The organism is Rhodoferax sp. OV413 (genome assembly GCF_900104385.1).
Lineage (GTDB): Bacteria > Pseudomonadota > Gammaproteobacteria > Burkholderiales > Burkholderiaceae_C > Rhodoferax_B.
The window spans coordinates 336,999-362,963 of sequence record NZ_FNJA01000003.1; the positions used below are offsets into that span (position 1 = coordinate 336,999).

Consider the following 25,965-nt stretch of genomic DNA (forward strand, 5'->3'; position numbering starts at 1 on the left):
AGCGTGATCCTCTACGAATACCCATTTAACGAACGTATCCGCACCTACCTGCGGCTGGAGCATCTGTTTCGGCGTTTGGGCGAGTTGGTGCCCAGAGAACACGCGCTGGACCACCATTACGCGCTCACAACCATCTTTGAAATCATGGACGTGGCAGCCCGCGCCGACCTCAAATCGGACGTGATGCGGGATCTGGAAAAACAGAAAACCATACTCAACGGCTACCGCGGCAACCCCTCCATCGCCGAAGAAGTGCTAGACGACGTCATCGCCCAGCTGGACCGCTGCTACACCGCGCTGCATGAGCAACCGGGCAAGGCTGGCCATGCACTCACCGAAAACGACTGGCTGATGGGCTTGCGAAGTCGCGTCAGCATTCCCGGTGGTACCTGCGGCTTTGATCTGCCCGCGTATTTTGCTTGGCAACATAAGCCCGCAACGGTGCGCCGCAGCGCCATCGAGCACTGGGCATCCACCCTGGCCCCGCTGGCCGAGTCCATCCACCACCTGCTGAAGATGCTGCGCGATTCGGGGGCACCGCAAAAAGTGATCGCCATCGCCGGCCAATTCCAGCAAAACCTGCCGCAGGGCCGCACCTACCAGTTGCTGCGCCTGCGCATTGATCCCGAGCTGGGCCTGATACCCGAAATCAGCGGCAACCGGTTGATGGTCTCGGTGCGCATGATGCGCCACGAGGCGGATGACCGCCTGCACGCCTGCAGCGAAGATGCTTCGTTTGAACTGACACTGTGTGCATGAGCATGACTGACACCGACGCCACTCTTCCCAAAAAATGGGTCGTCTGCCCGACCTGCAAAGGCAAAAGCCTGTATGCAGCCAGCAATGCGTACCGGCCGTTTTGCAGCGAGCGCTGTAAAAACGTGGACTTTGGCGCCTGGGCCAGTGCCAGCTTCAGCCTACCGGCCGATGCACCGCCGGATGACATCGTCTTCGGCGATGCCCGGTTGCAATAGATTTATAAGAAATTGGGCGCTAGCGCAGGCAATACCTGCGCATCAAGCTACAGAATATGTAGCACCCGAAAAATCACGCTCTTCTGCCAACCAGCACAGCACCGGCACGGTGCCAGGCAGTACCGGCGCCACCTGCAGCGGAAGCGATTGCCAGGCACTGGTCTGGCCTTCGCGCATTTCCAGGACACCGGTCCAGTCAAACACCTTGCAGAAGTGCAGGCGCACCAGCGCGTGCGGATAGTCCACCAGCTCGACCTTCCAAGGATGGGCGGCACCGATGGTGATGCCCAACTCTTCCACCAGCTCCCGGCGCAGCGCCTGCTCTACCGTTTCACCGGCTTCGAGCTTGCCACCGGGGAACTCCCAGTAGCCCGCATACACCTTGCCTTCCGGACGCGAGGTCACCAGAAAGTCGCCGTTGGCCTGCACCAGCACGCCCACGGCCACGTCGACCGTGGCCCGGTCCGGCCCGCCTTCACGGGGACGGTCGCCATCGGCCACCAAAGGCTGGCCGCTCATGCTGAAGGCGCCTTAGCTGCGTGCTGGCCCGCGTAGTCGCGCGCAAACTGGTAGGCCACCCGGCCGCTGCGCGAGCCGCGTTCCAGCGCCCAGACCAGCGACTCGGCACGCGCGGCATCAATCGCAGGCGCAGCCACGCCAAACGACTGCAGCCACTGGGCCACGATAGCCAGGTATTCATCCTGGCTGAAGGGGTAGAAACTGACCCAGAGGCCAAAGCGCTCGGACAGGGAAATCTTCTCTTCCACCACTTCACCCGGATGCACTTCGCCGTCGTCGGTGTGGGTGTAGGTCAGGTTTTCCTTCATGTACTCGGGTAGCAGATGGCGCCGGTTACTGGTGGCGTAAATCAGCACATTGGGCGTAGAGGCGGCCACCGAGCCGTCCAGGATGGACTTCAGCGCCTTGTAGCCGGGCTCGCCGTCTTCAAAGCTCAGGTCGTCGCAGAAAACGATGAATTTCTCCGGCCGGTCCGCCACCACGTCGACGATATCCGGCAAATCGGTCAGGTCACCCTTATCGACCTCGATCAGGCGCAGGCCCTGGTCGGCATAGGTGTTCAGGCAGGCCTTGATCAGCGAGGACTTGCCGGTGCCACGGGCGCCGGTCAGCAGCACGTTGTTGGCCGGTTTGCCTTCGACAAACTGCAAGGTATTGCGCTGGATCTTCTCCTTCTGCTGGTCGATCTCCTTCAAATCAGTCAACGCCATGCTGCCGATGTGGCGCACCGGCTCCAGCACGCCGTGGCCATTGCCGCGGCGGCGGTAGCGGTAGGCGATGGCCGCGTTCCAGTCGGGCGCGGACACCGGCTGCGGCAAGGCCGCTTCGATGCGCTGCATCAAGTGCTCGGCGCGGTCGATCAGGCGTTCGAATTTCTCGTTCATGAGCGGTAGTCAGCGTTAATGGTCACGTATTCGTGGCTGAAATCGCAGGTCCACACCGTGTCTGCCGCCGTACCTCGGCCCAAACCGACGCGCACCGTGATCTCGCTTTGCTTCATCACGCGCTGGCCGTCTTCTTCGCGATAGCTGGGGTTGCGCCCACCATTCACGACCACGTGTACGTCGTCCAGGAACAGGTCGATCTTGGTCTGGTCCAGGTCGGTAATGCCCGCATAGCCCACTGCGGCCAAAATTCGACCCAGATTCGGGTCGCTGGCAAAGAAGGCGGTTTTGACCAGCGGCGAATGGGCGATAGCGTAGGCCGCCAAGCGGCATTCCTCGGCAGTCTTTCCGCCTTCCACCCGCACGGTAATGAACTTGGTCGCGCCCTCGCCGTCGCGCACGATGGCCTGGGCCAGCTGCTGCGCTACTTGCTGCATCGCTGCCTTCAGCGCGCGGCCATCGGCGCTGTCCATTGAAGTGATGGGCGCATGCGCAGCCTTGTTGGTGGCAATCACCACGAACGAGTCGTTGGTCGAGGTATCACCGTCGATGGTGATGCGGTTAAACGATGCATCGGCCAGGTCCTTGGCCAATTGCCAGAGCAAAGCCTGGTCGACACAGGCGTCAGTGGCCATGAAGCCCAGCATGGTCGCCATGTTCGGGCGGATCATGCCCGCGCCCTTGCTGATGCCGGTGACCGTCACCGTCGCGCCGCCGATCTGCACCTGGGTGCTGAAGGCCTTGGCGATGGTGTCGGTGGTCATGATGGCCTCTGCCGCGCGGCCCCAGTTGTCGGCGCGGGCATCGGCCAGCGCCGCGGGCAAGGCGGCATTGATGCGGTCGTGCGGCAGGGTTTCCATGATCACGCCGGTGGAAAAAGGCAAGACCTGCTCGGGCGCCAGATCCAGGTGCTGGGCCAGGGCGATACAGGTCGATTTAGCACGCATCAGACCATCGTCACCGGTGCCGGCATTGGCATTGCCGGTGTTCACCAGAATCGCCCGTATACCAAGACCGCGCTCCAGATGGTCACGGCAGATCTGCACCGGGGCAGCGCAGAAGCGGTTCTGGGTGAATACACCAGCCACCGAGGCGCCCTCTTCCAGCAGCACCACGGTCACATCCTTGCGGTTGGCTTTGCGCACGCCGGCTTCGGTAATACCCAGCAGCACGCCGGGGACGGGATGCAGACCAGCGGGATCAGGGGCGGACAGGTTGACGGGCATGGTGGGCTTTCAAAAAAGATGTTGGAAGCGTAGAAAAATGAATCAAAAAACGGGCCGAAGCCCGTGGTGCCGATGCGCTGCGTATTAGGCCAGCTTGCCGTGACACAGCTTGTATTTGTTGCCGCTACCGCAAGGGCACGGGTCGTTACGGCCAACGCGCGGGATATTGCCGGCAGCGGGCGGACGAGTCGATCCAGCATCCACGCGGGTTTCCACTTCGCCGGTTTCGGTAGGCGCGGTGTAGGTCACGTTGGCAATGCTTTCGGCCCGGTCTTCCATGGCTTCAGCGGCTTCGCCCAGCTGTTCGCTGGACTGCACCTTGACAGTCATCAGCACCTTGGTGACATCGTTCTTTACCGCGTCCAGCAACTGGCCAAACAGCTCGAAGGCTTCGCGCTTGTATTCCTGCTTGGGCTGTTTCTGCGCATAGCCGCGCAAATGGATGCCCTGGCGCAGGTAGTCCAGCGCGCTCAGGTGTTCACGCCAATGGGTATCTATGCTTTGCAGCAAGACCATGCGTTCGAACTGGGTGAAATTGTCACCACCGACCTGCTCCACCTTGGCGATGAAAGAGGCGTTCGCAGCCGCCAGCACCTTCTCCAAGATGTCTTCGTCGGTAATCGCACTGGCAGACTCCACCTGCGCACGCAGGGGTACGTCCAGCTGCCATTCGTCGAACATGGCTTTCTCCAGCCCGGCAATGTCCCACTGTTCTTCGACCGACTCGGCGGGCACAAACTGCCGTACCAGATCATCCACGCAGCCTTCGCGCAGAGAGGCGATCTGGGCCGTCAGGTCGGCGGCATCCAAAATCTCATTGCGCTGCTGGTAGATCACCTTGCGCTGGTCGTTGGACACGTCGTCGTATTCCAGCAATTGCTTGCGCACATCGAAGTTGCGCGCTTCGACCTTGCGCTGGGCGCTCTCGATGCTGCGGGTCACGATGCCGGCCTCAATTGCCTCGCCATCGGGCATCTTGAGCCTGTCCATGATGGACTTGACGCGGTCACCCGCGAAGATGCGCATCAGCGGATCATCCAGGCTCAGGTAAAAACGCGAAGAGCCGGGGTCACCCTGGCGGCCGGAACGGCCACGCAGCTGATTGTCGATACGGCGCGATTCATGGCGTTCGGTGGCAATGATGCGCAGGCCGCCGAGTGCCTTTACCGCTTCGTGATCAGTGGTCCATTGCGCACGCACCCGCTCGACCTCGGCAGCCTTGGCGGCATCGTCGAGCGCTGGGTTGGCTTCAACCGCTTTGATCGCCATTTCCAGATTACCACCCAGCACGATGTCGGTACCACGGCCGGCCATATTGGTGGCGATGGTAATCATCTTCGGCCGTCCAGCCTGGGCCACGATGTCGGCTTCCCGCGCATGCTGCTTGGCGTTGAGCACCTGGTGCGGCAGTTGGGCGTCGTTCAGCAAGCGGTCGATGATTTCGGAATTTTCGATCGATGTCGTGCCCACCAGCACGGGCTGGCCGCGCTCGTAGCATTCGCGGATGTCCTTGATCGCCGCTTCGTATTTTTCGCGCGTGGTTTTGTAGACTCGGTCCAGCTGGTCTTCGCGGCGGCTCACACGGTTGGGCGGAATCACCACCGTTTCCAGGCCGTAGATTTCCTGGAATTCGTAGGCCTCGGTATCGGCCGTACCGGTCATGCCCGACAAGCGGCCATACAGGCGAAAGTAGTTCTGGAAGGTGATCGATGCCAATGTCTGGTTTTCCGCCTGGATGGCCACGCCCTCCTTGGCCTCGACCGACTGGTGCAAGCCTTCGCTCCAACGGCGGCCCGACATCAGGCGGCCGGTGAACTCATCGACGATGACAATTTCACCGTTCTGCACGACGTAGTGCTGGTCCCGGTGGTACAGATGGTTGGCACGCAGGGCAGCGTACAGATGGTGCATCAAGGTGATGTTGGCCGGGTCGTACAGCGATGCGCCCGCCGGCAGCAAGCCCTGCTCGGTCAGGATGCGCTCGGCGTTCTCGTGGCCGTCTTCGGTCAAGAACACCTGGTGGGATTTCTCGTCAAGCGTGAAGTCACCGGGCTTGGTAACGCCCTCGCCGGTACGCGGATCGGCCTCGCCTTCCTGGCGGGTCAGGAAGGGAATGATCTTGTTGATGGCGATATACATCGCCGTGTGGTCTTCGGCCTGGCCGCTGATGATCAGCGGCGTGCGGGCTTCGTCGATCAGGATCGAGTCCACTTCGTCGACGATGGCGTAGTTCAGGCCGCGCTGGACGCGGTCCCGCACCTCGTAGACCATGTTGTCACGCAGATAGTCGAAGCCGAATTCGTTATTGGTACCGTACGTGATGTCGGCAGCATAGGCAGCCTGCTTTTCTTCGCGCGGCATGTTCGGCAGATTGACGCCGACGGTGAGACCCAGGAAGTTATACAAGCGCTCCATCCAGCGCGCATCGCGGTTGGCGAGGTAATCATTGACCGTGACGACGTGCACGCCCTTGCCAGACAAGGCATTCAAATACACAGGCAAGGTCGCGGTCAAGGTCTTGCCTTCACCGGTACGCATTTCCGAAATCTTGCCGTTGTGCAGAGACATGCCACCCAGCATCTGCACATCAAAATGGCGCATCTTCATGATGCGCTTGGAACCCTCGCGCACCAGTGCAAATGCCTCTGGCAAGATGGCATCCAGCGACTCACCTCCGGCCACCCGCTCTTTGAAAGACAAGGTCTTTTCACGCAAGGCCTCGTCAGACAGTTTTTCAAACTGCGGCTCCAGCGCATTGATGACTTCGAGGGTCTTGCGGTACTGTTTCAGCAGGCGTTGGTTACGGCTGCCGAAAATTTTGGTCAAAAAGTTGGTGGTCATGAATGCGAGACCGCCACCGCAGCAGAACAGCGGCATGGCGATCGAAATCCCTAAATTAGCTTGGAGTCAGATGAGGCTTTGACAGCAAAAGTCAACCCACAGGGGCCCAGTTTGCAATGCATAGCCGACGGATTTTACCCATCTGCCAGCAACGGCCTAAAACCGCGGCCGCTGGCTACTGCGGAACACAACGGCTGTGATAATCCGGGGCTATGCGTCTCCGCAACCAATCCTTCACCCTCCTGCAAGCCGCAGCCGATTCGCCGACCTTGGCGCGGCTCACAGCCCTGGCGCAAGAGTCCAATGACCGGCTCAAAGCCGTCAAAGGTCTGATGCCTGAAGCTTTGTGGTCGGCCATCAAGGCCGGACCGATTGAGGGAACCAGTTGGTGTTTGTTGGTCAACAGCAATGCCGTATCGGCCAAGCTGCGACAGCTATCGCCCGCGCTCCTCGCACATTTGCGCAGCAAAGGGTGGGACGTAACGGCTATCCGCCTCAAAGTACAAATGAAGGCGAAAACGTAAAAAATGGTGCCGATTGTCGGAATCGAACTGACGACCTACCGCTTACAAGGCGGTTGCTCTACCAACTGAGCTAAATCGGCGAAAAAACGTATTTTACTGAATCGATGGGCGCATTTTGAGCGCCCGCGATTTTTTACTTCACCCGCTTCAACGCCGGGCGAGGCCCGGCAGCCGGACGCGGCGGCTCTGGCGGCTCTTCGTCACTGCTTTCAACCGTTGACAGCTGCACAATCCGGGGCGACGCTGCATCGGCGGTCGGTGCCGCAGCCACAGGCTTGGCAGGCTCATCGGCTGGCGCTGCAAGCACCGGCGACGGAAAAGCCATGCCCTGCCCGTTCTCACGCGCATAAATGGCAATCACGCGCCCGATCGGCACCAGAATTTCGCGCGGGGTGCCCGCGAAACGTGCTTTGAATTCGATGAAATCGTTGCCCAGCTTCAGCGAACTGGTCGCATCAAAGCTGATGTTGAGAACAATCTCTCCATCCTTCACATATTCGCGCGGGACTTGCACGGAATCGTCCACCAGCACCGCCACATACGGCGTAAAACCATTGTCCGTGCACCACTCGTAGAGCGCACGGATCAGATAAGGGCGGGTGGAGGTCGAGTCCAGGGCTTGCATGATTGACAACAGTAGCTCCGACTTACTTGCGCATCACTTTTTCAGACGGGGTCAACGCCTCAATATAGGCGGGGCGCGAGAAAATGCGCTCGGCATATTTCAGCAGCGGCGCAGCGTTCTTGCTCAGATCGATACCGTAGAAATCCAGACGCCAGAGCAGCGGCGCAATCGCCACGTCGAGCATAGAGAAGTTCTCACCCAGCATGTACTTGTTCTTCAAGAACACAGGGGCCAACTGCGTCAGGCGGTCGCGGATATGGGCGCGGGCTTTTTCCAGGGCTTTCTCGTTGCCCTTGGAAGCGCGCGACTCCAGCAAGCCAACATGCACAAACAGTTCTTTCTCGAAGTTGAGCAAGAACAGGCGCACGCGCGCACGGTCCACCGGGTCGCCGGGCATCAGCTGGGGATGCGGAAAGCGCTCGTCGATGTATTCGTTGATGATGTTGGATTCATACAAGATCAGGTCCCGCTCCACCAGGATAGGCACCTGGCCGTACGGGTTCATGACATTGATGTCTTCGGGCTTGTTGTAGAGATCCACATCACGGATCTCAAAGTCCATGCCTTTTTCGAACAATACAAAGCGGCAGCGGTGGGAAAAAGGGCAGGTCGTTCCTGAGTACAACACCATCATGGCAAGGGCTCCTAAAAATCAAAAAGAGTGGGATGCATCGTGCGCAAGCCCACTCTGTAAATCCCGGGCAGCTTGCCCGGGCCATCGGCTATGTATATGGGGCCTACTTGACGTCTTTCCAGAACGCCGCATTCAAGCGCCACGCAATGAAAGTAAACACCAGCAAGAACAACAGCACCCACACACCGACGCGCACGCGGGTATTTTGGGCCGGCTCCCCCATCCACTGGACATAGCTCACCAGATCACCCACCGCCTGCTCGTATTGCAGCGGTGTCAGGGTACCGGGGCTTACTTGCTCCCAGCCCTTGAAAACCTTGACTTCATGGCCATGTTCTTCCACCGCGGCATACACCGGCTTGCGGTTACCTTGCAGCTCCCACAGCACATGCGGCATGCCTACGTTGGGAAACACCAGATTATTCCAGCCGGTCGGCTTGGTTTCATCAGGGTAGTAGCTGCGCAGATAGGTGTAGAGGTAATCGGCACCGGTGCCGCCATGGCCTGAACGCGAACGGGTGATCAGGGTCAGGTCGGGCGGATTGGCGCCAAACCAGTCTTTAGCCTGCTTGGGATCGATCGAGGCCTTCATGGTGTCGCCCACCTTGTCGGTAGCGAACAGCAGGTTGTCCTTGATCTGCTGCTCGGTCAAGCCGATGTCGCGCAGGCGGTTGTAGCGCATGAAGGCCGCCGAATGGCAGCTCAGGCAGTAGTTGACGAACAACTTGGCGCCATTTTGCAGCGCAGCCAGATCGTTGGTCTTGTTAGGCGCTTTGTCCCATGCAATTTCGTCGCCACCAGACGCGTGAGCGGCGGTGGTAGCACCCAAAGACAAAGTCAACGCAGCGAGTACACCGAGGATAATTTTTTTCATTCTGAGTCTCTTCCGCTTAGTGCGCAGCAAAAGTCACGCGGCTAGGTACAGGCTTGGGCGTACCCAAGGCGCTCCACCACGGCATCAACAGGAAGAAGCCAAAATAGAACAGCGTACCGATCTGCGACACGCGCTCACCAATCGGCGACGGCGGCTGCACACCCAGGTAACCCAGTATCAAGAAGTCGACAACGAAAACGGCATACACATATTTATGCCAGCTTGGACGGTAGCGGATCGACTTGACCGGGCTGTTATCCAACCAGGGCAGGAAAAACAAAATCACCACCGCGCCGCCCATGGCGACCACGCCCCAGAACTTGGCGTCGATGCTCAGCATCATCGCAACCACGGCTGCAGCCGCAGCCACGATGATGGCCTTGACGAACACCGGCAGCTTGAACTTGAAAACGCCCAGCGCCGCAGCACCAACCACGCAGGCGATCAGCGCATACATCATCTCGCTGGTGATAGCGCGCAGCATCGAGTAGAACGGCGTGAAGTACCAGACTGGCGCAATGTGCAGCGGCGTCTTCAGCGAGTCGGCGGGGATGAAGTTGTTGTACTCCAGGAAGTAGCCGCCAAATTCAGGCGCGAAGAAAATGATGGCGGTGAACACCATCAGGAACACGCTGACACCAAAGATGTCATGCACCGAGTAGTACGGGTGGAACGGAATGCCGTCCAGAGGATGGCCTTCGGCGTCCTTGGGAGCGTTCGGGCCCTTGATTTCAACGCCATCGGGGTTGTTCGAGCCGACTTCGTGCAGCGCAATGATGTGCGCCGCCACCAGACCCAGCAGCACCAGCGGCACAGCGATCACGTGGAAGCTGAAGAAGCGATTCAGCGTAGCATCGCCGACCACGTAGTCGCCACGGATCAGCAACGCCAGATCGGGGCCAACAAACGGAATCGCCGAGAACAGGTTCACGATCACCTGGGCGCCCCAGTAGCTCATCTGGCCCCAGGGCAGCAGGTAGCCCATGAAAGCCTCGGCCATCAGGCACAAGAAGATCGCGCAACCGAACACCCAGACCAGTTCGCGCGGCTTGCGGTACGAGCCGTACAGCAGGCCACGGAACATGTGCAGATAGACCACCACGAAGAAAGCCGAAGCGCCGGTGGAGTGCATGTAGCGTATCAACCAGCCCCAGGGCACATCGCGCATGATGTACTCGACCGAGGCAAAAGCCAGGTTCGAGTCGGGCTTGTAATGCATCACCAGGAAGATGCCGGTGACGATTTGCAGCACCAGTACCAGCAGGGCCAGCGAACCGAAGACGTACCAGAAGTTGAAGTTCTTCGGTGCGTAGTACTCCGACATGTGCTCTTTGTAGAGCTTGCTGGCCGGGAAACGGTTGTCTACCCAGTTCAACAGCTTTTCGGGGGCACTGGCGTTGGGGGAGATTTCTTTGAATGTAGCCATATGTCCCTCAAGCCTTCTTGTCTTCGCCGATCAGCAACCGGGTATCCGAGAGATACATGTGCGGCGGCACCGGAAGGTTGTCGGGAGCGGGTTTGTTCTTGAACACACGGCCGGCCATGTCGAAGGTCGAACCATGGCAAGGGCACAGGAAGCCACCCTCCCAATCGTTCGGCAGCGACGGTTGTGGGCCTGGCGTAAATTTGTCCGACGGCGAGCAGCCCAGATGGGTGCAGATGCCGACCACCACCAGAAACTCCGGCTTGATCGAGCGACCATCGTTGCGGGCGTATTCCGGCGTGAACTCGGAAGGATTGCGCAAGGATTTTGGGTCGGCCAATTGACCATCCAGCTTGGGCAGCTCGGCAACTTGCTCGGGAGTACGGCGCAAGATCCACACAGGCTTGCCACGCCACTCCACGGTCATTTTCTCGCCCGGCTTGAGCCCCGAGATGTCGGCCTCTACCGCTGCGCCGGCGGCTTTTGCACGCTCTGAAGGCTGAAACGTACTCACGAAAGGGATGGCGGTAGCTACGCCACCCACTGCACCGGCACAACCGGATGCGATCAACCACGTTCGCTTGCTGGTGTCGACTGGGGTGTCACTCATGGGGGTCCTCAAAATCATCACTCGTTTGGGGTCAACCGACGATTGTAGCTGAGCGCTCTAGCCCAACTTAACGCGCCAGCAACACTTTAAGCGAAGAACCACAATGATTTTGTGGACAATACAAGTCACCATTTAACAACGAGGACAAAGCCATGAGCATGATCAAAGAGTTCAAAGAATTTGCCGTAAAGGGCAATGTGATCGACCTCGCTGTCGGCGTCATCATCGGCGGCGCATTCGGCAAGATCGTCGATTCGGTGGTGGCCGATCTGATCATGCCGGTGGTGGGCATGGTGTTTGGCAAGCTCGACTTCTCCAGCCTGTACATCGTGCTGGGCAATGTGCCAGCCGGCACCGGCACCGCGCTGGCCGACCTGAAGAAAGCCGGCGTACCGGTGTTTGCCTACGGCAACTTCATCACCGTGGCGGTGAACTTTGCGATTCTGGCTTTCATCATCTTCCTGATGGTCAAGCAGATCAACCGCCTGAAGAAAGAAGCCCCAGCGCCCGTCGAAGCCGCACCCGTGGTGCCGGAAGACGTGCTGCTGCTGCGCCAGATCCGCGACAGCCTGCAAAAGTAATAGCTACGCTATTCGAAGCAGCTACCGCCCTCTGTGCTTACGCCCGAGGGCTTTTTTATGCCCTAAATTCGACTGAGCTTGCGCGCCATGCGGATGGCCGCCACCAGGCTGGAGGCATCGGCCACGCCGGTGCCGGCAATATCAAACGCCGTGCCATGGTCCGGGCTGGTACGCACCAGCGGCAGACCCAGGGTGACGTTTACGCCCTGCTCCACCCCCAGGTATTTCACCGGGATCAGGCCCTGGTCGTGGTACATCGACACCACCACGTCAAACTCGCCCGCCTGGCCAGGCTTGGCGCGGGCCCGCATGAACACCGTGTCGGGCGCATACGGGCCGTGCACGTCCAGACCCTCGGCTTGCGCGGCCTGGATGGCCGGGATGATGGTGTCGATTTCTTCACGCCCAAACAGGCCGCCCTCGCCCGCATGCGGATTCAGCCCGGCCACGCCTATGCGCGGCGCGCGACCCAGCGCGGCTCCGACCGAACGGTGGGTGATGCGCAGGGTCTGCAGCACATTGTCGAAAGTCACGGCCTCGATGGCATTGCGCAGCGACATGTGGATGCTGACCAGCACGGTACGCAGCTCGTCGTTGGCCAGCATCATGCGCACCGGCACCTCGGCCAGCGGCTTGCCCAGGTGCGCGGCCGCCTCCGCCTGCAGCAACTCGGTATGGCCGGGGTAAGGCAGGCCCGCGGCTGCCAGCGCCTCCTTGTGCAGCGGCGCGGTCACCAGCGCTGCAATCTCGCCGCGCAACGCGGCGCGGCTGGCCCAGAGCACGCAGTCGGCGGCTACTTTTCCAGCCAGAGCGCTGATCTGGCCATAGGGCACGGGCGCTAGCAGCTCTGTTATTTGTAGCACTGGAATGCAACGCGGCGGCACGGACCAGACCTCGGCGGGCGCGCCGATCAAGGCCACCGGCAGCCCCGGCTGGCCCAGCAGCTGGGCTGCGCGGCGCATAGTGCCGACATCGCCAGCGACAAAGCAGCCCTGCGTGGCATCCGGCGCGTCGCGGAAGGCCTTGGCAATGGTTTCCGGGCCGATCCCGGCGGGATCGCCCAAGGTGATGGCGATGGGTTGCATCATGCGGGGTTGTCTATGTCGATGAAGCTGTGCTCCAGCCCCAGTTGCGCGGCCACGTGCGCGGCAACGGCCGGCGCGCCGTAGCGCTCGCTTGCGTGGTGGCCGCAGGCGATAAAGGCCACGCCGCACTCGCGGGCGTAATGGGCTTGCGGCTCGGAAATCTCGCCGGTGATGAAGGCATCGGCACCCGCCGCGATCGCAGCTTCAAAGTAGCCCTGCGCGCCGCCGGTGCACCAAGCTATATTTTTAATAGCTGCTCCCGCACCAGGAATCAGCGTCACAGGCCGATTGAGTTGTTTTTCCACATGCGCAGCCAAGGCCTGGGCCGAATCGAATGCACTGCCGTCGGCACGCTGCCCCAGGAAACCCAGCGCGTTGTCGCCAAACTGGCCGGCGCCCACCAGCCCCAGCTGCAGACCCAGCTGCGCGTTATTGCCCAGCGTGGGGTGCGCGTCCAGAGGCAAATGGTAGGCGTAGAGATTGATGTCGTGGTGCAGCAGCAGGGCCAGGCGCTGCTTCATCCAGCCGGTGACAGTACCCGACTGGCCGCGCCAGAACAGGCCGTGGTGCACAAAGATGGAGTCGGCTTGTACAGCCACCGCCGCCTCGATCAACGCCAGGCTGGCGGTGACGCCCGAGACGATCTTGCGCACCTCTGCCTTGCCTTCGACCTGCAGGCCGTTCGGCCCGTAGTCCTTGAAGCGGGCGGGCTCCAGCAGGGTGTCAAAGGCTTGCAGCAGTTCTAGGCGGGAGGTGGTCATGCCCGCATTGTCTCAAGCTTTGCGGGCCACGAAACCCCGGCTCGACAGCGGCACCAGGGCCAGCAGCATGCCCAGCACGGCCAGGCCGCCCACGTAGTAGGCCGGGGCCAGCGGGTCTTTTTGCAGCCACAGGGTCAGCACGATGGGCGTCATGCCGCCAAAAATCGCATACGACAGGTTGTAGGCAAACGACAGGCCCGAGAAGCGCACTGCCGCCGGAAACGCCCGCACCCCGACGATAGGCACGGTGGCGATCACGCCAACGAAGAAGCCCACCAGGCCGTAGCTCCAGACCAGCGACATGGGCGTGCCCGGCAGGCCGGTGTAGAACAGGTAAGAGGTGACTAGCAGGCCGCCAAATCCGATCAGCATCACGGCCCGGGTACCGATGCGGTCGCAGGCCCAGCCCATCAGCACGCAGCCCAGGGTCAGCGTCAGCGTGGCCACGGCATTGGCTTCCAGCGCCAGCGCGGGGGCGATGCCGTGCACCTTCTGCAGGTAGTTGGGCGTGATCAACACCACCACCACGATAGCGGCCGACAGCACCCAGGTCAGGCCACCAACCAGCAGGCAGGCCGCGCGGTGCTCGCGAAGAATCGTCTTCAGCGGCAGTTCGCGTGCCACCTGCCGGCGCTGCGACAGCTGCTGGAACACCGGCGTCTCGTGCAGAAAGCGGCGCAGATACACCGACACCAGGCCAAACACGCCGCCCAGGATGAAGGGGATGCGCCAGGCGAAATCGGCCACGTCGGCCGGGCTGTAATGGGTGTTGATACCCACCGCCACCAGCGAGCCCAGCAGGATGCCGCCGGTGATGCCGGCCGTCAGCGTGCCCACGCCCAGGCCGTAGCGGTGCGGCGGCACGTGTTCGGCCACGAACACCCAGGCGCCGGGCATTTCGCCGCCGATGGCCGCGCCCTGCAGCACGCGCATGGCCAGCAGCAGCAAGGGCGCCGCCACACCGATGCTGGCGTAGGTGGGCAGCAGGCCGATCACCAGGGTCGGCACAGCCATCAGAAAGATGCTCAGGGTGAACATGCGCTTGCGGCCCAGCAGGTCGCCAAAATGCGCAATCACAATGCCGCCCAGCGGGCGCGACAGGTAGCCGGCCGCAAAGATGCCGAAGGTCTGCAGCTGGCGCAGCCAGTCCGGCATGTCGACGGGGAAGAACTGGTGGCTCAGCACCGCAGCAAAGAACACGTAAATCACAAAGTCATAAAACTCCAGTGTGCCGCCCAGGGCGGACAGGCCCAGGGTTTGCACATCTTGGCGCGACAACGAGGGAGACGACGCAAGCGCGCCAGCGGACAAGGGATGGGAGGTAGATGGCATCGGGATTCTCTTTGCAGCACAGGCTGCACCTACAGGGCTGCAGCCAGTCCTGGGAGCGGCTGGCGAGCGCGAGGCGGCATTTTAGGGGTATACCCTTAACCCCATGGGGCCAGGCAGATACGGACAGGGGTGCCATGGGAGACAATCAGCAGCTTCACCCGCCTTTTTTCGTATACACCATGAAGCGCCTCTGGCTCCTTTTCGCACAAACCGCCACCGTTTTGCTGGCGGCTTATTTCGTTGTGGGCACTCTCAAGCCCGAATGGCTGGGCAAGCGTCCGTTCTCCGGCTCGTCGATTTCGCTGATCGAGGCACCGGCAGTTTCATCCAGCACCCCGGTGGCCGGCAGCTTTAGCGCCGCTGCCAAAAAAGCCTCGCCGGCCGTGGTCAGCATCAACACCAGCAAGATGGCCGAGCGCGACCCGCGCAGCGACGACCCCTGGTTCAAATTTTTCTTTGGTGAGCGCGGCGCCCAGGCCCAGGCCGGTCTGGGCAGCGGCGTGATCGTCAGCCCCGATGGCTACATCCTGACCAACAACCACGTGGTGGAAGGCGCGGACGCCATCGAAGTCATTCTCAACGACAGCCGCCGCGCCCAGGCCCAGGTGATAGGCACCGACCCCGATTCCGACCTGGCCGTGCTGAAGATCCAGCTCGACAAGCTGCCGGTGATGGTGCTGGGCAGCTCGGATGGGCTGCTGGTGGGCGACCAAGTGCTGGCCATTGGCAACCCCTTCGGCGTGGGCCAGACGGTCACCAGCGGCATCGTCAGCGCGCTGGGCCGCAACCAGCTTGGCATCAACACCTTTGAGAATTTCATCCAGACCGACGCCGCCATCAACCCCGGCAACTCGGGCGGCGCGCTGGTCGACGTGAACGGCAACCTGATGGGCATCAACACGGCGATTTATTCGCGCTCCGGCGGCAGCATGGGCATTGGTTTTGCGATTCCGGTGTCCACCGCCAAGCTGGTGCTGGAAGGCATCGTCACCGACGGCCAGGTGCGGCGCGGCTGGATCGGCGTTGAGCCCAGCGATCTGTCGCCCGAACTGGCCGAAACCTTTGGCGTGAAAGCCGAACACGGCGTGATCATCACCGGCGTGCTGCAGAACGGCCCGGCTGCGCAGGCCGGCATCCGGCCCGGCGATGTAATCGTTGGCGTGGCCAACAAGCCGGTGGTCAATGTGACGGAATTGCTGGCCAGCGTGGCGATGCTGAAGCCCGGTACGCCGGCGCCGTTCAGCGTGCTGCGCCAGGACAAGCAGATGGCATTGGACGTGACCCCGGGTCTGCGCCCCCGGCCAACCCGGCCTACGCGTTGATCCGCAATTTGCTACAAATTAAATAGCTTCCAGCGCTTACAGAATAAGCGCTAGCAGCCTTTTTTATCAGGATTCTGCGGGTTTAGCTTCGTCGTCCGGCGCCTGGGTGTGCTTGATGAAGATCTGAGCCGCCCAGATGCCGACCTCGTACAACAGGCACATGGGGATGGCCAGCGCCAGCTGCGACACCACATCCGGCGGCGTGACGATGGCCGCAATGATGAAGGCCAGCACCACAAAATAGCCGCGGAAGGCCTTCAGCTTCTCGATGCTGACCAGGCCCATGCGGGCCAGCACGATCACCACAATCGGCACTTCAAAGGCCAGGCCGAAGGCCAGGAACATGGTCAGCACAAAGCTCAGATAGGCTTCGATGTCGGGCGTGGCCTTGATGCTCTCGGGCGCAAAGTTCTGGATGAACTTGAACACCTGGCCAAACACGAAGAAGTAGCAAAACGCCACGCCGATGAAAAACAGCAAGGTGCTCGACACCACCAGCGGCAGCACCAGCTTTTTCTCGTGCGAATACAGGCCCGGCGCCACAAACGCCCAGACCTGCCACAGCACCACCGGCAAGGCGAGCATGAAGGCCGCCATGAACATCACCTGCAGCGGCACCAGAAACGGCGAGATCACCGAGGTGGCGATCAAGCTGCTGCCTTTGGGCAAGGTGGCCACCAGGGGCGAAGCCAGCAGGTCGTACAAGGCCGCAGGGCCGGGGTACAGCGCCAGCACGCCAGCCGCCACGGCTACCGCGATCAGCGCCTTCATCAGCCGGTCGCGCAGCTCCACCAGGTGCTGCACAAAAGGCTGCTCGGTACCGGCTAGCTCGTCGTCTTGGCTTTTTTGAGAATCGGACATGGAGGACATTCGTTCGGGTCATGCCCAGACAGACACGCGTACCCACAGGGCACGGGTCAATTGATTTTTTGGGGCCGATAGCGCGCCACCCGGGCTGCACCGGACAGGGCTTTGGTGCGCACACCGGCGCGGGCTTTGTACCACTGGGGCGTGGCCCCTTGCTTGACGCGCCAGCGCTTCTTGGGCAGCTTGTACTCGGGGTAGTGCACGTAGGCGTCGTCAGGCGTGGTCAAGGCGGTGGAGCCGTCTTCGGCCCACTGCTTCTCGAAATCGCTGGCGTTGGTCTGGATGGACTGGTGCACATCGCGCGCCGCACCCTCCATCGTTTCCTTCATTTTCTTCAGCTCGTCCAGGTCCATGGACCGGTTGACCTCGGCCTTCACATCGGCGACATAGCGCTGCGCCTTGCCCAGCAAGGTGCCTACCGTGCGCGCCACGCGCGGCAGCTTTTCCGGCCCGATGACGATCAATGCCACCGCGCCGATCAGCGCCATCTTCGAAATACCGAGATCAATCACAGGCGTTCAACCGGCTCAGGACTTGGTCTTGGCTTCCACGTCGATGGTGCCTTTTTGGGCTGCACCAGCGGCATGGCTGACCTGGTCCGCAGGCTTGTCGGCATCGGCCGCGCCGTCTTTCATGCCGTCCTTGAAACCCTTCACCGCACCACCCAGGTCACTGCCCATGTTCTTCAGTTTCTTGGTCCCGAAGACCATCACCACGATCAACAACACGATCAACCAATGCCAAATAGAGAAAGAACCCATGGAATACTCCTAACAATGTATGTTTGATTTTAGTCGGCGGTCATGACAATACCAGGCCGCTACCTGGAAGGCCTTAGCCCTTGAGCCAAGGACGGGGCCCGCCAATCACGTGGAGGTGCAGATGGTGCACTTCCTGGCCCCCATCATCCCCTGTATTGGCAATCACCCTAAAGCCACCCTGCGGGTAAGGTCGGCAACCTTCCTGTGCCGCCAATTGCGGCGCCAACACCATCATGCGCCCCAGCAGGCCTGCATGCTCGGGCTGCAGCTGGGCCATGGACGGAATGTGCTGTTTAGGCACCATCAGGAAATGCACCGGCGCCCAGGGGTGGATGTCGTGGAACACGAAAAGTTCTTCGTCTTCATAGACTTTTTTGGACGGAATCTGGCCGGCAATGATTTTGCAGAACAGGCAGTTGGGATCATGGAGGCTCATACAGCGCTTTCTACGGCCTGGCTGGCGTTCATGGCGACCATGCCACGCACGATACGGTACAAGAACCACAACGAAATCAGGCCCCAGGCAATCCAGCCCGGCAGGATGAACAGAAACCACAGCGGCGCGGTTACCACATACAAAATGCCGGCCCACAGCACGGACCGGATGCGCCAGGAAAAGTGGCTCGCCTGCCAGGTGCCTTCGGCCTCGCTCTTTTTCACCAGGTCGATCACCAGGGCCACGATCAGCAGCACCGCGCCGGGCTGGGCGCCCGGAATCACCGCCCCCACCGCCACCACCAGATGCAGCAGGTAGCTGATCCAGCCCACGGCTTTCAGCGCCTGGGCTTTTTCGCTGTCGATGGCTTGCACGTCAATGATGTCGCTCATGGCGCCTCCGATTCACGCGCAAGCACTTTGCGCAGGGCTTTTTCTTCGATACCGCTGGTGCCTTCGCGGCGCTCCAGCTCCGCGATCACGTCGGCCGGGCCCAGATCGAAATGGGCCAGCGCCACCATGGAATGGAACCACAGGTCGGCCACTTCGCCGACCAATTTGGATTTCAGTGCATCGGTGTTGCCGCCGTACTCGGCATCCTTGGCAGCCATGATGGCTTCGGCGGCTTCTTCGCCGATCTTCTTGAGAAACGCGTCCGGCCCCTTGTGCAGCAGGCGCGCCACGTAGCTGGAGGCCGGGTCGCCGCCGTTGGCCGCCTTGCGGCTTTCAATCGTGGCAGCCAGTTTGGCAAGAGAGTCGTTGGAGGTCATATCCGTTACTTGTAGATGGATTCAGGATCTTTCAAGACCGGCTCGGTTGCTTCCCAGCCTACCGCGCCCGCGGCATCCGTCTTCAGGACGCTAAAGAAGCAGCTATGGCGGCCGGTATGGCAGGCAATCCCGGGCGTATGACCGAGCTGCGTGACCTTGAGCAAGACAACGTCGTTGTCGCAGTCGAGCCGGATCTCATGCACGGTTTGCACATGGCCCGATTCTTCGCCCTTGAACCACAGGCGATTGCGCGAGCGGCTGAAGTACACCGCCCGCCCCAAAGCCGCGGTTTGCTCCAGCGCCTCGCGGTTCATCCAGGCGAACATCAGCACGTCGCCGCTGGATGCCTCTTGCGCTATCACCGGGACCAGCCCTTGGGCGTCCCATTTCACATCGTTTAGCCAATTCATAAGCCGTATTGTCAGCGATTGCGAGAACCGCCCTCCGCACACCGGGCCAAGACCGCCGCAGTACGGTCAAATATAGAATGTGCCATTTTTTTGATAGCCCACAAGGCGAGAACACACCATGGACTACCCTGGAAATTTGATTGTGGTGGCTGCCCCCAGCGGTGCCGGGAAGTCCAGCCTGGTCAAGGCCTTGATGGAACTGGACGCCAAGGTGCAGCCCTCGGTATCCCACACCACCCGTGATCCGCGTGGGCAGGAAAAACACGGGCGCGAGTACTTTTTTGCCTCGCAATCCGAATTCGACGCCATGGTCGCAGCCGACGCCTTTGTCGAGTGGGCCGAAGTCCACGGCAACCGCTATGGCACCTCCAAGAAGGCGATTGAAGAACGCATGGCCCAGGGCGCCGACGTGATTCTGGAAATCGACTTCCAGGGCGCGATCCAGATCAAGCAGATCTTCGCCAACGCGGTGCTGATCTTCATCCTGCCGCCGAGCTGGGAAGAGCTGCGTTCGCGGCTGGAACGGCGGGGCGAAGATGCCCCCGACGTGATCGAATTGCGCCTCGCCAATGCAGCGATTGAGATGGCGCAAGCCCATAAATTCGACTTCGTTATAATCAACGAGCTATTTGACAGGGCAGTTTTCGACATGAAAACCATTGTTCATGCCCAGCGGCTCAAATTTGCGGCACAGCGCCGTGCCCGAGCCGACACCTTCAAATCCCTGAACATCGCTTAGTTTTCTGGAGAAATTCATGGCCCGTATTACCGTCGAAGATTGCCTGGTGCAAATCCCTAACCGCTTCCAGCTGGTGCTGGCGGCCACTTACCGGGCCCGCATGCTGAGCCAAGGCCACGCCCCAAAGATCGAAAGCAAGAACAAGCCCGTGGTCACCGCCCTGCGCGAAATCGCCGCCGGTAAAGTGGGCCTGGAAATGCTGAAAAAAGTACCCAACTGATCGACCAGGCTGGTACACATCCTAAAAGGCACCGCATTGCGGTGCCTTTTTTATTGCGCGCCTGATGAATGCGGTAGCCACGCTATATTCAAGCCATGAGTGACACGCTTCCCCCTCCTGCTGGCTTGCCGCCAAAACCCCACCACAAGAAAGGCGGGCACGCCCCCAGTCCAGCCGCGGTGAATGCAGCCGCCGCCAGCTTTGCCGCCCTGACGGCGAATCTGGACTACCTCGACGCCGCCAGCGTAGAACAGGTACGCCAAGCCTACCGTTTTGCCGACGAAGCCCATCTGGGACAGCTGCGCAACAGCGGCGAGCCCTACATCACCCATCCGATTGCCGTGGCTGCCCAATGCGCAGCGTGGAAGCTGGACGCCCAGGCTTTGATGGCAGCCCTGCTGCACGACGCCATGGAAGACTGCGGCGTGACCAAGCCCGAGTTGATTGAACGCTTTGGCGCACCGGTGGCCGAGCTGGTCGATGGACTGACCAAACTCGACAAGCTGCAGTTCAACACCCGCGAAGAAAACCAGGCCGAATCCTTTCGCAAGATGCTGCTGGCCATGGCGCGCGATGTGCGGGTGATCCTGATCAAGCTCGCCGACCGCACCCACAATATGCGCACCATGGGCGACATGCCACGCTCGAAATGGGCGCGTATCGCGTCCGAGACGCTGGACATTTATGCACCCATCGCCCACCGCCTTGGTCTGAACCAGACCTACCGCGAACTGCAGGATTTGTCGTTTCGCTATCTGCGGCCCTGGCGCTACTCCATCTTGTCTAAAGCGGTCAGCAAAGCACGCAACCGCCGCCGCGATCTGGTGCAAAAAGTGCAGCAAGAAGTCGAGGCGGTATTTGCGCAAACCGGCATGCAGGTACGTATAGCCGGACGCGAAAAAACGCTGTTCTCCATCTACCAAAAGATGGACGACAAACATCTGACCTTTGCCCAGGTGACCGACATCTACGGCTTCCGGGTCATCGTTTCCAGCGTCACCGACTGCTACACGGCCCTGGGCATATTGCACCAGCTGTACAAGCCGGTACCCGGCAAATTCAAGGACCATATCGCGATTGCCAAGCTCAACGGCTACCAGTCGCTGCACACCACGCTGGTGGGCCCGTCAGGCGTAAACGTGGAATTCCAGATGCGCACCGAGGCCATGCACCTGGTGGCGGAATCGGGCGTCGCGGCGCACTGGCTGTACAAGACCAACGACGCAGACAGCGCCACCGCCGAGCGGCTGGGCACCAAATGGCTGCAGTCGCTGCTCGATATCCAGGACGAAACCCGCGACGCTGCCGAGTTCTGGGACCACGTCAAAGTCGATCTGTTTCCCGATGCAGTCTACGTCTTCACGCCCAAAAGCCAGATCATGGCCATGCCGCGCGGCGCCACCGTGGTGGACTTCGCCTACGCCATCCACAGCAATGTGGGCGACCGCACCGTGGCTGCCAAGATCAATGGCGAACAAGTGCCACTGCGCACCGAGCTGCGTAACGGCGACATCATCGAAGTCATCACTGCCCCGGTATCAGCTCCGAACCCGGCCTGGCTGGGCTTTGTGCGCACCGGGCGCGCCCGCTCCAAGATTCGCCACCATCTAAAAAGCATGGCGCAGACCGAATCCGAAAGCATGGGCGAAAAACTGCTGACCCAGGCTCTGCGTGCTGAAGGACTGGGGAAACTGCCCGAATCCACCCCAGAGAGCCAGCCGATCTGGGACAAACTGCTGCGCTTCACCGGCAACCGCACGCGCGCAGAACTGCTGACCGACATCAGCCTGGGCAAGCGCGTGGCCAGCATCGTTGCCAAGCGCTTGGTAGTCCTGCTGTCCGAAAACGGCGAAAAACCCGACGCCCTGCTGTTAACCCGCGAACGCTACACCGCACACGAAAGCCTGTCGCAAGGCGCGGTGGTGCTGGATGGCAGCGAAAACACATCCGTCCAATTTGCCCGCTGTTGCAGGCCGATTCCCGGGGATGCCATCGTCGGTTATTTGGGACGCGGCGAAGGCTTGGTGGTGCATACCGACGACTGCGCGGTCGCCAAACGCCTGCAGTACAAGGACAGCGAACGCTTTATTGCCGTGGACTGGGCCGATGAACCGGTGCGCCAGTTTGAAACCGGCGTGGTGGTAACCGTCAAAAACAGCAAAGGGGTGTTGGCGCGGGCCGCGGCCGCTTTATCGGTCGCCGAAGTGGACATTACCCATGTGGACATGGGCCAGGAAGGCGAGCAAGACGCCACCGATTTGCGCTTCCTGATCTCGGTGCGCGACCACGCCCATCTGGAAGTCGCACTGCGCCAGCTAAAGCGCACACCTTCGGTGTTGCGAGCCGCGCGGGCCAAGCCTGCGTCTTAGGCCGCGCCAGGGGCGGGGTAGTCCACCCGCAGCACTTCAATATCCTGCGGCCCTACCGGGGACTGCAGCCGCACTACGTCGCCCACCCGTGCCTTGAGCAGAGCGCGGGCGATGGGCGACACCCAGCTCACCTGCCCCTGGGCCGTATCCGCCTCGTCAATACCGTAGATAGTGACAGTGCGCTCTTCGCCCGCAGCATCCTCGTACGCCACCGTGGCGCCGAAGAATATCTGGTCATTACCGTAGTGCACGCTGGGATCCACCACCTCGGCAATCTCCAGCCGCTTGGTGAGAAAGCGGATTCGCCGGTCGATCTCCCGCAGGCGTTTTTTGCCGTACAGGTAGTCGCCGTTTTCAGACCGGTCCCCGTTGCTGGCAGCCCAGTACACAACGTCGACGATCTTGGGACGCTCGGTCTCCAGCAGCTCGGTGAACTCCGCGCGCAAGCGGGCGTAGCCTTGGGGGGTGATGTAGTTTTTGCTGCCTGCAGGCAAGGGCGCCGATGGCAGATCGTCTGCATCGTCGTTGTCCGCATCGGTCTCGCGGGTGAAGGCTTTGCTCATGGAACGCCTATTTGAAGAACCAAAGTAGAAAGCCCACAATCTTACGATTGCGGGCTTTTACATTTTGGTGCGGCTGGCAGGAATTGAACCCACGACCCCTTGGTTCGTAGCCAAGTACTCTATCCAACTGAGCTACAGCCGCGCAGCCTTGCATTCTACAATGATTTCAAGCCCATTTATCCAAATGGGCAAAAATAAACGTAAAAAAACCCGCAACCTTGCGATTGCGGGTTTTTACATATGGTGCGGCTGGCAGGAATTGAACCCACGACCCCTTGGTTCGTAGCCAAGTACTCTATCCAACTGAGCTACAGCCGCTAAGCTTTAAATTCTACAACGGATTCCCTGCCCTCCTAATGCTGCGTGAGAAAAATGCGGTCTGCTCCAAAATTTCTTCAGCCCGCGCGCCCGTCAAGCCCGCTAGCATCCAAGGCATTCAGGAGAACCGCTTGCCACACGTCATTACCAACATCGAAGATCTGCGCGTGCTCGCGCAAAAACGCGTACCCCGCATGTTTTACGACTACGCCGACTCCGGCTCGTGGACCGAGAGCACCTACCGCGCCAACTCGGCCGACTTCCAAAAGATCAAGCTGCGCCAGCGCGTGGCGGTCAACATGGCCAACCGCAGCACCCGAGTCAAGATGGTGGGCCAAGACGCCGCCATGCCGGTGGCCATCGCCCCGACCGGCCTCACCGGCATGCAGCATGCCGACGGCGAAATCCTGGCGGCACGTGCTGCCGAGAAGTTCGGCATACCGTTCACGCTGTCCACCATGAGCATTTGCTCTCTGGAAGACATCGCCGCCCATACCAAAGCCCCGTTCTGGTTCCAGTTGTACTGGATGCGCGACCGCGCTTTTATGGAAGCGTTGATGGACCGTGCCAAAGCAGCCGGCTGCTCGGCCCTGGTGCTCACCCTGGACCTGCAGGTGCTGGGCCAACGGCATAAAGATTTGAAGAACGGCATGACGGCGCCACCCAAACCCACTCTGGCCAACATCCTGAATCTGATGACCAAGCCGCGCTGGTGCCTGGGCATGGCGGGCACGCGCCGCCATACTTTCGGCAATCTGGTGGGCCACGCCAAGAATGTCAGCGACATGTCTTCGCTGAGCGCCTGGACCAAGGAGCAGTTTGACCCCCAGCTCGACTGGAACGATGTGGAATGGATCAAGAAGCGCTGGGGCGGCAAGCTGATCTTGAAAGGCATCATGGACGTGGAAGATGCACAGCTGGCTGCCAACAGCGGCGCCGATGCCATGGTGGTCTCCAACCACGGCGGGCGCCAGCTGGACGGCGCACCCAGCGCCATCGAAGCCCTGCCCGCCATAGTCGACGCGGTAGGGCCCCGCATCGAAGTCTGGATGGATAGCGGCATCCGCTCTGGCCAGGACGTGCTGAAGGCCTGGGCCCTGGGCGCACGAGGCACCATGATCGGGCGCAGCTTTCTGTATGGCCTGGGCGCCATGGGCGAGGCTGGCGTCACCAAATGCTTGGAAATCCTGCACAAGGAGCTCGACGTGACCATGGCATTTTGCGGCCATACACAAATCGGCACGGTAGACAAAAGCATTCTGTTGCCCCGCAGCTTTTAAGCCGCGCAGCCCGCGGCCTTGGCGGCATAATCAAAAACACAGCGTGTAACGGTTATGCCACTCTCAACAAGGATTGACGCCATGGGCACAGAAAAATTTCGCTTGGTCACCCGCAGTGATTTCGACGGCCTGGTGTGTGCGGTGCTGCTCAATGAGCTGGACATGATCGATGAGATCAAGTTCGTCCATCCAAAGGACATGCAGGACGGCAAAGTGGCGATCACCGAGCGCGACATCACCACCAACCTGCCGTATGTGGCGGGCGCGCATCTGGCGTTCGACCATCATCTGTCGGAAACCATCCGCAACCAGAGCGGACTCAAGAACCATGTGATCGATGCCAAGGCGCCATCCGCTGCACGCGTGGTGTACGACTATTACGGCGGGGCCAAGGCCTTCCCCAACATCACCGTTGACATGATGGATGCGGTGGACAAGGCCGATTCAGCCCAGTATGTGCGCGACGAAATCATGGAACCCACGGGCTGGGTGCTGCTGAACTACCTGATGGATGCGCGCACCGGCCTGGGCCGTTTCCGCGAATTCCGCATCAGCAACTACGCGCTGATGATGGATTTGATCCAGTACTGCCGCAACCACGGCATTGACGACATCCTGGCCCTGCCCGATGTCAAGGAACGCGTCGAGATCTACCAGGAACACGCCGTCAAGGCCAAAGCGCAAATCGAACGCTGCGCCACCGTGCACGGCAACCTGGTGGTGCTGGACCTGCGCAACGAAGAAACCATCTGGGCCACCAACCGGTTCATGATCTACGCCCTGTACCCGCAAACCAACATCTCCATCCATGTGATGTGGGGCGTGCAAAAGCAAAACACCGTATTTGCCACCGGCAAGTCCATCCTGGACCGCAGCAGCAAGACCAATGTGGGCGAACTGATGCTGGCCCACGGCGGCGGCGGCCACCATGCGGCGGGTACCTGCCAGGTCGAAAACGACCAGGCGGCGGCAGTGCTGCAAACCTTGATCAGCAAGATCAACCAGGACGGGTAAAGTT

The 25,965-nt window shown here is 60.7% G+C and carries 30 protein-coding genes and 3 tRNA genes; 10 read left to right on the plus strand and 23 right to left on the minus strand.

What is annotated here, in order from left to right; translation table 11 throughout:
• Window positions 1-3 precede the first annotated feature (3 nt).
• Together zapD and BLT66_RS13190 are read left to right on the plus strand one after the other, a co-directional pair.
• A complete protein-coding gene (zapD, locus tag BLT66_RS13185) occupies window positions 4-759 on the plus strand; it encodes a cell division protein ZapD (RefSeq protein ID WP_092758174.1) in 756 nt (251 codons plus the stop codon).
• Window positions 756-974 carry a DNA gyrase inhibitor YacG gene (locus BLT66_RS13190; protein WP_092758175.1) on the plus strand — a complete coding sequence of 73 codons (219 nt, stop codon included), beginning with the start codon at window positions 756-758 and terminating at the stop codon, window positions 972-974. The genes zapD and BLT66_RS13190 overlap by 4 nt, the downstream gene beginning before the upstream one ends.
• A gap of 42 nt (window positions 975-1,016) precedes the next feature.
• Here the strand turns inward: BLT66_RS13190 and BLT66_RS13195 are convergent, their stop codons facing one another.
• From BLT66_RS13195 to secA, 4 genes are all read right to left on the minus strand, one after another.
• The gene (locus tag BLT66_RS13195) at window positions 1,017-1,493 is read right to left on the minus strand and encodes an NUDIX domain-containing protein (RefSeq protein WP_092758176.1); all 477 of its coding nucleotides are present in this window, start codon (window positions 1,491-1,493) and stop codon (window positions 1,017-1,019) included.
• Window positions 1,490-2,377 carry an ATP-binding protein gene (locus BLT66_RS13200; protein WP_092758177.1) on the minus strand — a complete coding sequence of 296 codons (888 nt, stop codon included), beginning with the start codon at window positions 2,375-2,377 and terminating at the stop codon, window positions 1,490-1,492. The genes BLT66_RS13195 and BLT66_RS13200 overlap by 4 nt, the downstream gene beginning before the upstream one ends.
• Window positions 2,374-3,603: a bifunctional glutamate N-acetyltransferase/amino-acid acetyltransferase ArgJ gene (gene argJ / locus BLT66_RS13205; RefSeq protein ID WP_092758178.1), complete on the minus strand. Its 1,230-nt coding sequence runs from the start codon at window positions 3,601-3,603 to the stop codon at window positions 2,374-2,376. Before argJ ends, BLT66_RS13200 begins: the two co-directional genes overlap by 4 nt.
• Window positions 3,604-3,687: 84 nt before the next feature.
• Window positions 3,688-6,444 carry a preprotein translocase subunit SecA gene (gene secA / locus BLT66_RS13210; protein WP_092758447.1) on the minus strand — a complete coding sequence of 919 codons (2,757 nt, stop codon included), beginning with the start codon at window positions 6,442-6,444 and terminating at the stop codon, window positions 3,688-3,690.
• A gap of 212 nt (window positions 6,445-6,656) precedes the next feature.
• Here secA and BLT66_RS13215 point away from each other — a divergent pair, with 212 nt between their 5' ends.
• Window positions 6,657-6,968 (plus strand): hypothetical protein, encoded by a 312-nt coding sequence (locus BLT66_RS13215; protein WP_092758179.1) that lies wholly within the window; start codon window positions 6,657-6,659, stop codon window positions 6,966-6,968.
• A gap of 4 nt (window positions 6,969-6,972) precedes the next feature.
• Here the strand turns inward: BLT66_RS13215 and BLT66_RS13220 are convergent.
• The 6 genes from BLT66_RS13220 to petA all read right to left on the minus strand — a co-directional run bounded on the left by BLT66_RS13220 (window position 6,973) and on the right by petA (window position 11,134).
• Window positions 6,973-7,048: transfer RNA gene (locus tag BLT66_RS13220), tRNA-Thr, on the minus strand.
• 53 nt (window positions 7,049-7,101) lie between these two features.
• A complete protein-coding gene (locus BLT66_RS13225; RefSeq protein WP_176955046.1) occupies window positions 7,102-7,593 on the minus strand; it encodes a ClpXP protease specificity-enhancing factor in 492 nt (163 codons plus the stop codon).
• A gap of 22 nt (window positions 7,594-7,615) precedes the next feature.
• Window positions 7,616-8,227, minus strand: a complete 612-nt coding sequence (locus tag BLT66_RS13230; protein ID WP_092758180.1) for a glutathione S-transferase N-terminal domain-containing protein — start codon at window positions 8,225-8,227, stop codon at window positions 7,616-7,618.
• 103 nt (window positions 8,228-8,330) lie between these two features.
• The gene (locus BLT66_RS13235) at window positions 8,331-9,101 is read right to left on the minus strand and encodes a cytochrome c1 (protein WP_092758181.1); all 771 of its coding nucleotides are present in this window, start codon (window positions 9,099-9,101) and stop codon (window positions 8,331-8,333) included.
• Between the two features lie 16 nt (window positions 9,102-9,117).
• On the minus strand, window positions 9,118-10,527 hold the full coding sequence (locus BLT66_RS13240; protein WP_092758182.1) for a cytochrome b: 1,410 nt from the start codon (window positions 10,525-10,527) through the stop codon (window positions 9,118-9,120).
• A gap of 7 nt (window positions 10,528-10,534) precedes the next feature.
• Window positions 10,535-11,134, minus strand: coding sequence for a ubiquinol-cytochrome c reductase iron-sulfur subunit (gene petA, locus BLT66_RS13245; RefSeq protein ID WP_092758183.1), 600 nt, complete (start codon window positions 11,132-11,134; stop codon window positions 10,535-10,537).
• Between the two features lie 152 nt (window positions 11,135-11,286).
• On the opposite strand from petA, the gene mscL reads away from it, so the two are divergent.
• Window positions 11,287-11,715 carry a large conductance mechanosensitive channel protein MscL gene (gene mscL, locus BLT66_RS13250; RefSeq protein WP_092758184.1) on the plus strand — a complete coding sequence of 143 codons (429 nt, stop codon included), beginning with the start codon at window positions 11,287-11,289 and terminating at the stop codon, window positions 11,713-11,715.
• Between the two features lie 62 nt (window positions 11,716-11,777).
• Here mscL and pdxA read toward each other — a convergent pair whose 3' ends face one another.
• The 3 genes from pdxA to BLT66_RS13265 are packed head-to-tail and all read right to left on the minus strand — an operon-like array spanning window position 11,778 to window position 14,893.
• Window positions 11,778-12,803, minus strand: a complete 1,026-nt coding sequence (gene pdxA / locus BLT66_RS13255; RefSeq protein WP_092758185.1) for a 4-hydroxythreonine-4-phosphate dehydrogenase PdxA — start codon at window positions 12,801-12,803, stop codon at window positions 11,778-11,780.
• The gene (locus BLT66_RS13260) at window positions 12,800-13,561 is read right to left on the minus strand and encodes a Nif3-like dinuclear metal center hexameric protein (protein WP_092758186.1); all 762 of its coding nucleotides are present in this window, start codon (window positions 13,559-13,561) and stop codon (window positions 12,800-12,802) included. The genes pdxA and BLT66_RS13260 overlap by 4 nt, the downstream gene beginning before the upstream one ends.
• A gap of 12 nt (window positions 13,562-13,573) precedes the next feature.
• Window positions 13,574-14,893: an MFS transporter gene (locus BLT66_RS13265; RefSeq protein ID WP_092758187.1), complete on the minus strand. Its 1,320-nt coding sequence runs from the start codon at window positions 14,891-14,893 to the stop codon at window positions 13,574-13,576.
• A 179-nt stretch (window positions 14,894-15,072) separates the two neighbouring features.
• Between BLT66_RS13265 and BLT66_RS13270 the strand changes: the two genes are divergently transcribed.
• Window positions 15,073-16,215, plus strand: coding sequence for a S1C family serine protease (locus BLT66_RS13270; protein WP_092758188.1), 1,143 nt, complete (start codon window positions 15,073-15,075; stop codon window positions 16,213-16,215).
• Between the two features lie 66 nt (window positions 16,216-16,281).
• Here the strand turns inward: BLT66_RS13270 and tatC are convergent, their stop codons facing one another.
• The 7 genes from tatC to hisI all read right to left on the minus strand — a co-directional run bounded on the left by tatC (window position 16,282) and on the right by hisI (window position 19,467).
• Window positions 16,282-17,076 (minus strand): twin-arginine translocase subunit TatC, encoded by a 795-nt coding sequence (gene tatC / locus BLT66_RS13275; RefSeq protein ID WP_092758449.1) that lies wholly within the window; start codon window positions 17,074-17,076, stop codon window positions 16,282-16,284.
• Window positions 17,077-17,132: 56 nt separating this feature from the next.
• On the minus strand, window positions 17,133-17,594 hold the full coding sequence (gene tatB, locus BLT66_RS13280) for a Sec-independent protein translocase protein TatB (RefSeq protein WP_092758189.1): 462 nt from the start codon (window positions 17,592-17,594) through the stop codon (window positions 17,133-17,135).
• Between the two features lie 15 nt (window positions 17,595-17,609).
• On the minus strand, window positions 17,610-17,843 hold the full coding sequence (gene tatA / locus BLT66_RS13285) for a Sec-independent protein translocase subunit TatA (RefSeq protein ID WP_092758190.1): 234 nt from the start codon (window positions 17,841-17,843) through the stop codon (window positions 17,610-17,612).
• 73 nt (window positions 17,844-17,916) lie between these two features.
• Entirely contained in the window at window positions 17,917-18,279 is a 363-nt protein-coding gene (locus BLT66_RS13290; protein WP_092758191.1) for a histidine triad nucleotide-binding protein, read from the minus strand.
• Window positions 18,276-18,671, minus strand: a complete 396-nt coding sequence (locus BLT66_RS13295; RefSeq protein ID WP_092758192.1) for a DUF4870 family protein — start codon at window positions 18,669-18,671, stop codon at window positions 18,276-18,278. The genes BLT66_RS13290 and BLT66_RS13295 overlap by 4 nt, the downstream gene beginning before the upstream one ends.
• Window positions 18,668-19,048, minus strand: coding sequence for a phosphoribosyl-ATP diphosphatase (locus BLT66_RS13300; RefSeq protein ID WP_092758193.1), 381 nt, complete (start codon window positions 19,046-19,048; stop codon window positions 18,668-18,670). The genes BLT66_RS13295 and BLT66_RS13300 overlap by 4 nt, the downstream gene beginning before the upstream one ends.
• Window positions 19,049-19,053: 5 nt before the next feature.
• Complete coding sequence (gene hisI, locus BLT66_RS13305; RefSeq protein WP_176955056.1) at window positions 19,054-19,467, minus strand: phosphoribosyl-AMP cyclohydrolase; 414 nt, start codon at window positions 19,465-19,467, stop codon at window positions 19,054-19,056.
• A gap of 109 nt (window positions 19,468-19,576) precedes the next feature.
• Between hisI and gmk the strand changes: the two genes are divergently transcribed.
• From gmk to BLT66_RS13320, 3 genes are all read left to right on the plus strand, one after another.
• Window positions 19,577-20,197 (plus strand): guanylate kinase, encoded by a 621-nt coding sequence (gene gmk / locus BLT66_RS13310; protein WP_092758195.1) that lies wholly within the window; start codon window positions 19,577-19,579, stop codon window positions 20,195-20,197.
• Between the two features lie 16 nt (window positions 20,198-20,213).
• Window positions 20,214-20,417: a DNA-directed RNA polymerase subunit omega gene (rpoZ, locus tag BLT66_RS13315; RefSeq protein ID WP_092758196.1), complete on the plus strand. Its 204-nt coding sequence runs from the start codon at window positions 20,214-20,216 to the stop codon at window positions 20,415-20,417.
• Window positions 20,418-20,512: 95 nt separating this feature from the next.
• Entirely contained in the window at window positions 20,513-22,786 is a 2,274-nt protein-coding gene (locus tag BLT66_RS13320; protein WP_092758197.1) for a RelA/SpoT family protein, read from the plus strand.
• On the opposite strand, the gene greB is transcribed toward BLT66_RS13320, so the two are convergent.
• The 3 genes from greB to BLT66_RS13335 form a co-directional block, all read right to left on the minus strand.
• Window positions 22,783-23,349 (minus strand): transcription elongation factor GreB, encoded by a 567-nt coding sequence (greB, locus tag BLT66_RS13325; RefSeq protein WP_092758198.1) that lies wholly within the window; start codon window positions 23,347-23,349, stop codon window positions 22,783-22,785. The two genes, BLT66_RS13320 and greB, sit on opposite strands and share 4 nt — an antisense overlap.
• A gap of 65 nt (window positions 23,350-23,414) precedes the next feature.
• Window positions 23,415-23,491, minus strand: a tRNA-Arg gene (locus BLT66_RS13330).
• A 99-nt stretch (window positions 23,492-23,590) separates the two neighbouring features.
• Window positions 23,591-23,667 (minus strand) — tRNA-Arg (locus BLT66_RS13335).
• 131 nt (window positions 23,668-23,798) lie between these two features.
• Here BLT66_RS13335 and BLT66_RS13340 point away from each other — a divergent pair.
• Both BLT66_RS13340 and BLT66_RS13345 read left to right on the plus strand, forming a co-directional pair.
• Window positions 23,799-24,947, plus strand: a complete 1,149-nt coding sequence (locus tag BLT66_RS13340; protein ID WP_176955047.1) for an alpha-hydroxy acid oxidase — start codon at window positions 23,799-23,801, stop codon at window positions 24,945-24,947.
• 81 nt (window positions 24,948-25,028) lie between these two features.
• On the plus strand, window positions 25,029-25,961 hold the full coding sequence (locus BLT66_RS13345) for an exopolyphosphatase (protein WP_092758200.1): 933 nt from the start codon (window positions 25,029-25,031) through the stop codon (window positions 25,959-25,961).
• The last annotated feature ends 4 nt before the right edge of the window (window positions 25,962-25,965 follow it).

Bases quoted from the DNA above. Each gene is read 5' to 3' on its own strand.
- BLT66_RS13190 (WP_092758175.1), top strand. From the start codon at position 756: ATGAGCATGACTGACACCGACGCCACTCTTCCCAAAAAATGGGTCGTC.
- BLT66_RS13195 (WP_092758176.1), bottom strand. From the start codon at position 1,493: ATGAGCGGCCAGCCTTTGGTGGCCGATGGCGACCGTCCCCGTGAAGGC.
- BLT66_RS13200 (WP_092758177.1), bottom strand. From the start codon at position 2,377: ATGAACGAGAAATTCGAACGCCTGATCGACCGCGCCGAGCACTTGATG.
- argJ (WP_092758178.1), bottom strand. From the start codon at position 3,603: ATGCCCGTCAACCTGTCCGCCCCTGATCCCGCTGGTCTGCATCCCGTC.
- secA (WP_092758447.1), bottom strand. From the start codon at position 6,444: ATGACCACCAACTTTTTGACCAAAATTTTCGGCAGCCGTAACCAACGC.
- BLT66_RS13215 (WP_092758179.1), top strand. From the start codon at position 6,657: ATGCGTCTCCGCAACCAATCCTTCACCCTCCTGCAAGCCGCAGCCGAT.
- BLT66_RS13225 (WP_176955046.1), bottom strand. From the start codon at position 7,593: ATGCAAGCCCTGGACTCGACCTCCACCCGCCCTTATCTGATCCGTGCG.
- BLT66_RS13230 (WP_092758180.1), bottom strand. From the start codon at position 8,227: ATGATGGTGTTGTACTCAGGAACGACCTGCCCTTTTTCCCACCGCTGC.
- BLT66_RS13235 (WP_092758181.1), bottom strand. From the start codon at position 9,101: ATGAAAAAAATTATCCTCGGTGTACTCGCTGCGTTGACTTTGTCTTTG.
- BLT66_RS13240 (WP_092758182.1), bottom strand. From the start codon at position 10,527: ATGGCTACATTCAAAGAAATCTCCCCCAACGCCAGTGCCCCCGAAAAG.
- petA (WP_092758183.1), bottom strand. From the start codon at position 11,134: ATGAGTGACACCCCAGTCGACACCAGCAAGCGAACGTGGTTGATCGCA.
- mscL (WP_092758184.1), top strand. From the start codon at position 11,287: ATGAGCATGATCAAAGAGTTCAAAGAATTTGCCGTAAAGGGCAATGTG.
- pdxA (WP_092758185.1), bottom strand. From the start codon at position 12,803: ATGATGCAACCCATCGCCATCACCTTGGGCGATCCCGCCGGGATCGGC.
- BLT66_RS13260 (WP_092758186.1), bottom strand. From the start codon at position 13,561: ATGACCACCTCCCGCCTAGAACTGCTGCAAGCCTTTGACACCCTGCTG.
- BLT66_RS13265 (WP_092758187.1), bottom strand. From the start codon at position 14,893: ATGCCATCTACCTCCCATCCCTTGTCCGCTGGCGCGCTTGCGTCGTCT.
- BLT66_RS13270 (WP_092758188.1), top strand. From the start codon at position 15,073: ATGAAGCGCCTCTGGCTCCTTTTCGCACAAACCGCCACCGTTTTGCTG.
- tatC (WP_092758449.1), bottom strand. From the start codon at position 17,076: ATGTCCGATTCTCAAAAAAGCCAAGACGACGAGCTAGCCGGTACCGAG.
- tatA (WP_092758190.1), bottom strand. From the start codon at position 17,843: ATGGGTTCTTTCTCTATTTGGCATTGGTTGATCGTGTTGTTGATCGTG.
- BLT66_RS13290 (WP_092758191.1), bottom strand. From the start codon at position 18,279: ATGAGCCTCCATGATCCCAACTGCCTGTTCTGCAAAATCATTGCCGGC.
- BLT66_RS13295 (WP_092758192.1), bottom strand. From the start codon at position 18,671: ATGAGCGACATCATTGACGTGCAAGCCATCGACAGCGAAAAAGCCCAG.
- BLT66_RS13300 (WP_092758193.1), bottom strand. From the start codon at position 19,048: ATGACCTCCAACGACTCTCTTGCCAAACTGGCTGCCACGATTGAAAGC.
- gmk (WP_092758195.1), top strand. From the start codon at position 19,577: ATGGACTACCCTGGAAATTTGATTGTGGTGGCTGCCCCCAGCGGTGCC.
- rpoZ (WP_092758196.1), top strand. From the start codon at position 20,214: ATGGCCCGTATTACCGTCGAAGATTGCCTGGTGCAAATCCCTAACCGC.
- BLT66_RS13320 (WP_092758197.1), top strand. From the start codon at position 20,513: ATGAGTGACACGCTTCCCCCTCCTGCTGGCTTGCCGCCAAAACCCCAC.
- greB (WP_092758198.1), bottom strand. From the start codon at position 23,349: ATGAGCAAAGCCTTCACCCGCGAGACCGATGCGGACAACGACGATGCA.
- BLT66_RS13345 (WP_092758200.1), top strand. From the start codon at position 25,029: ATGGGCACAGAAAAATTTCGCTTGGTCACCCGCAGTGATTTCGACGGC.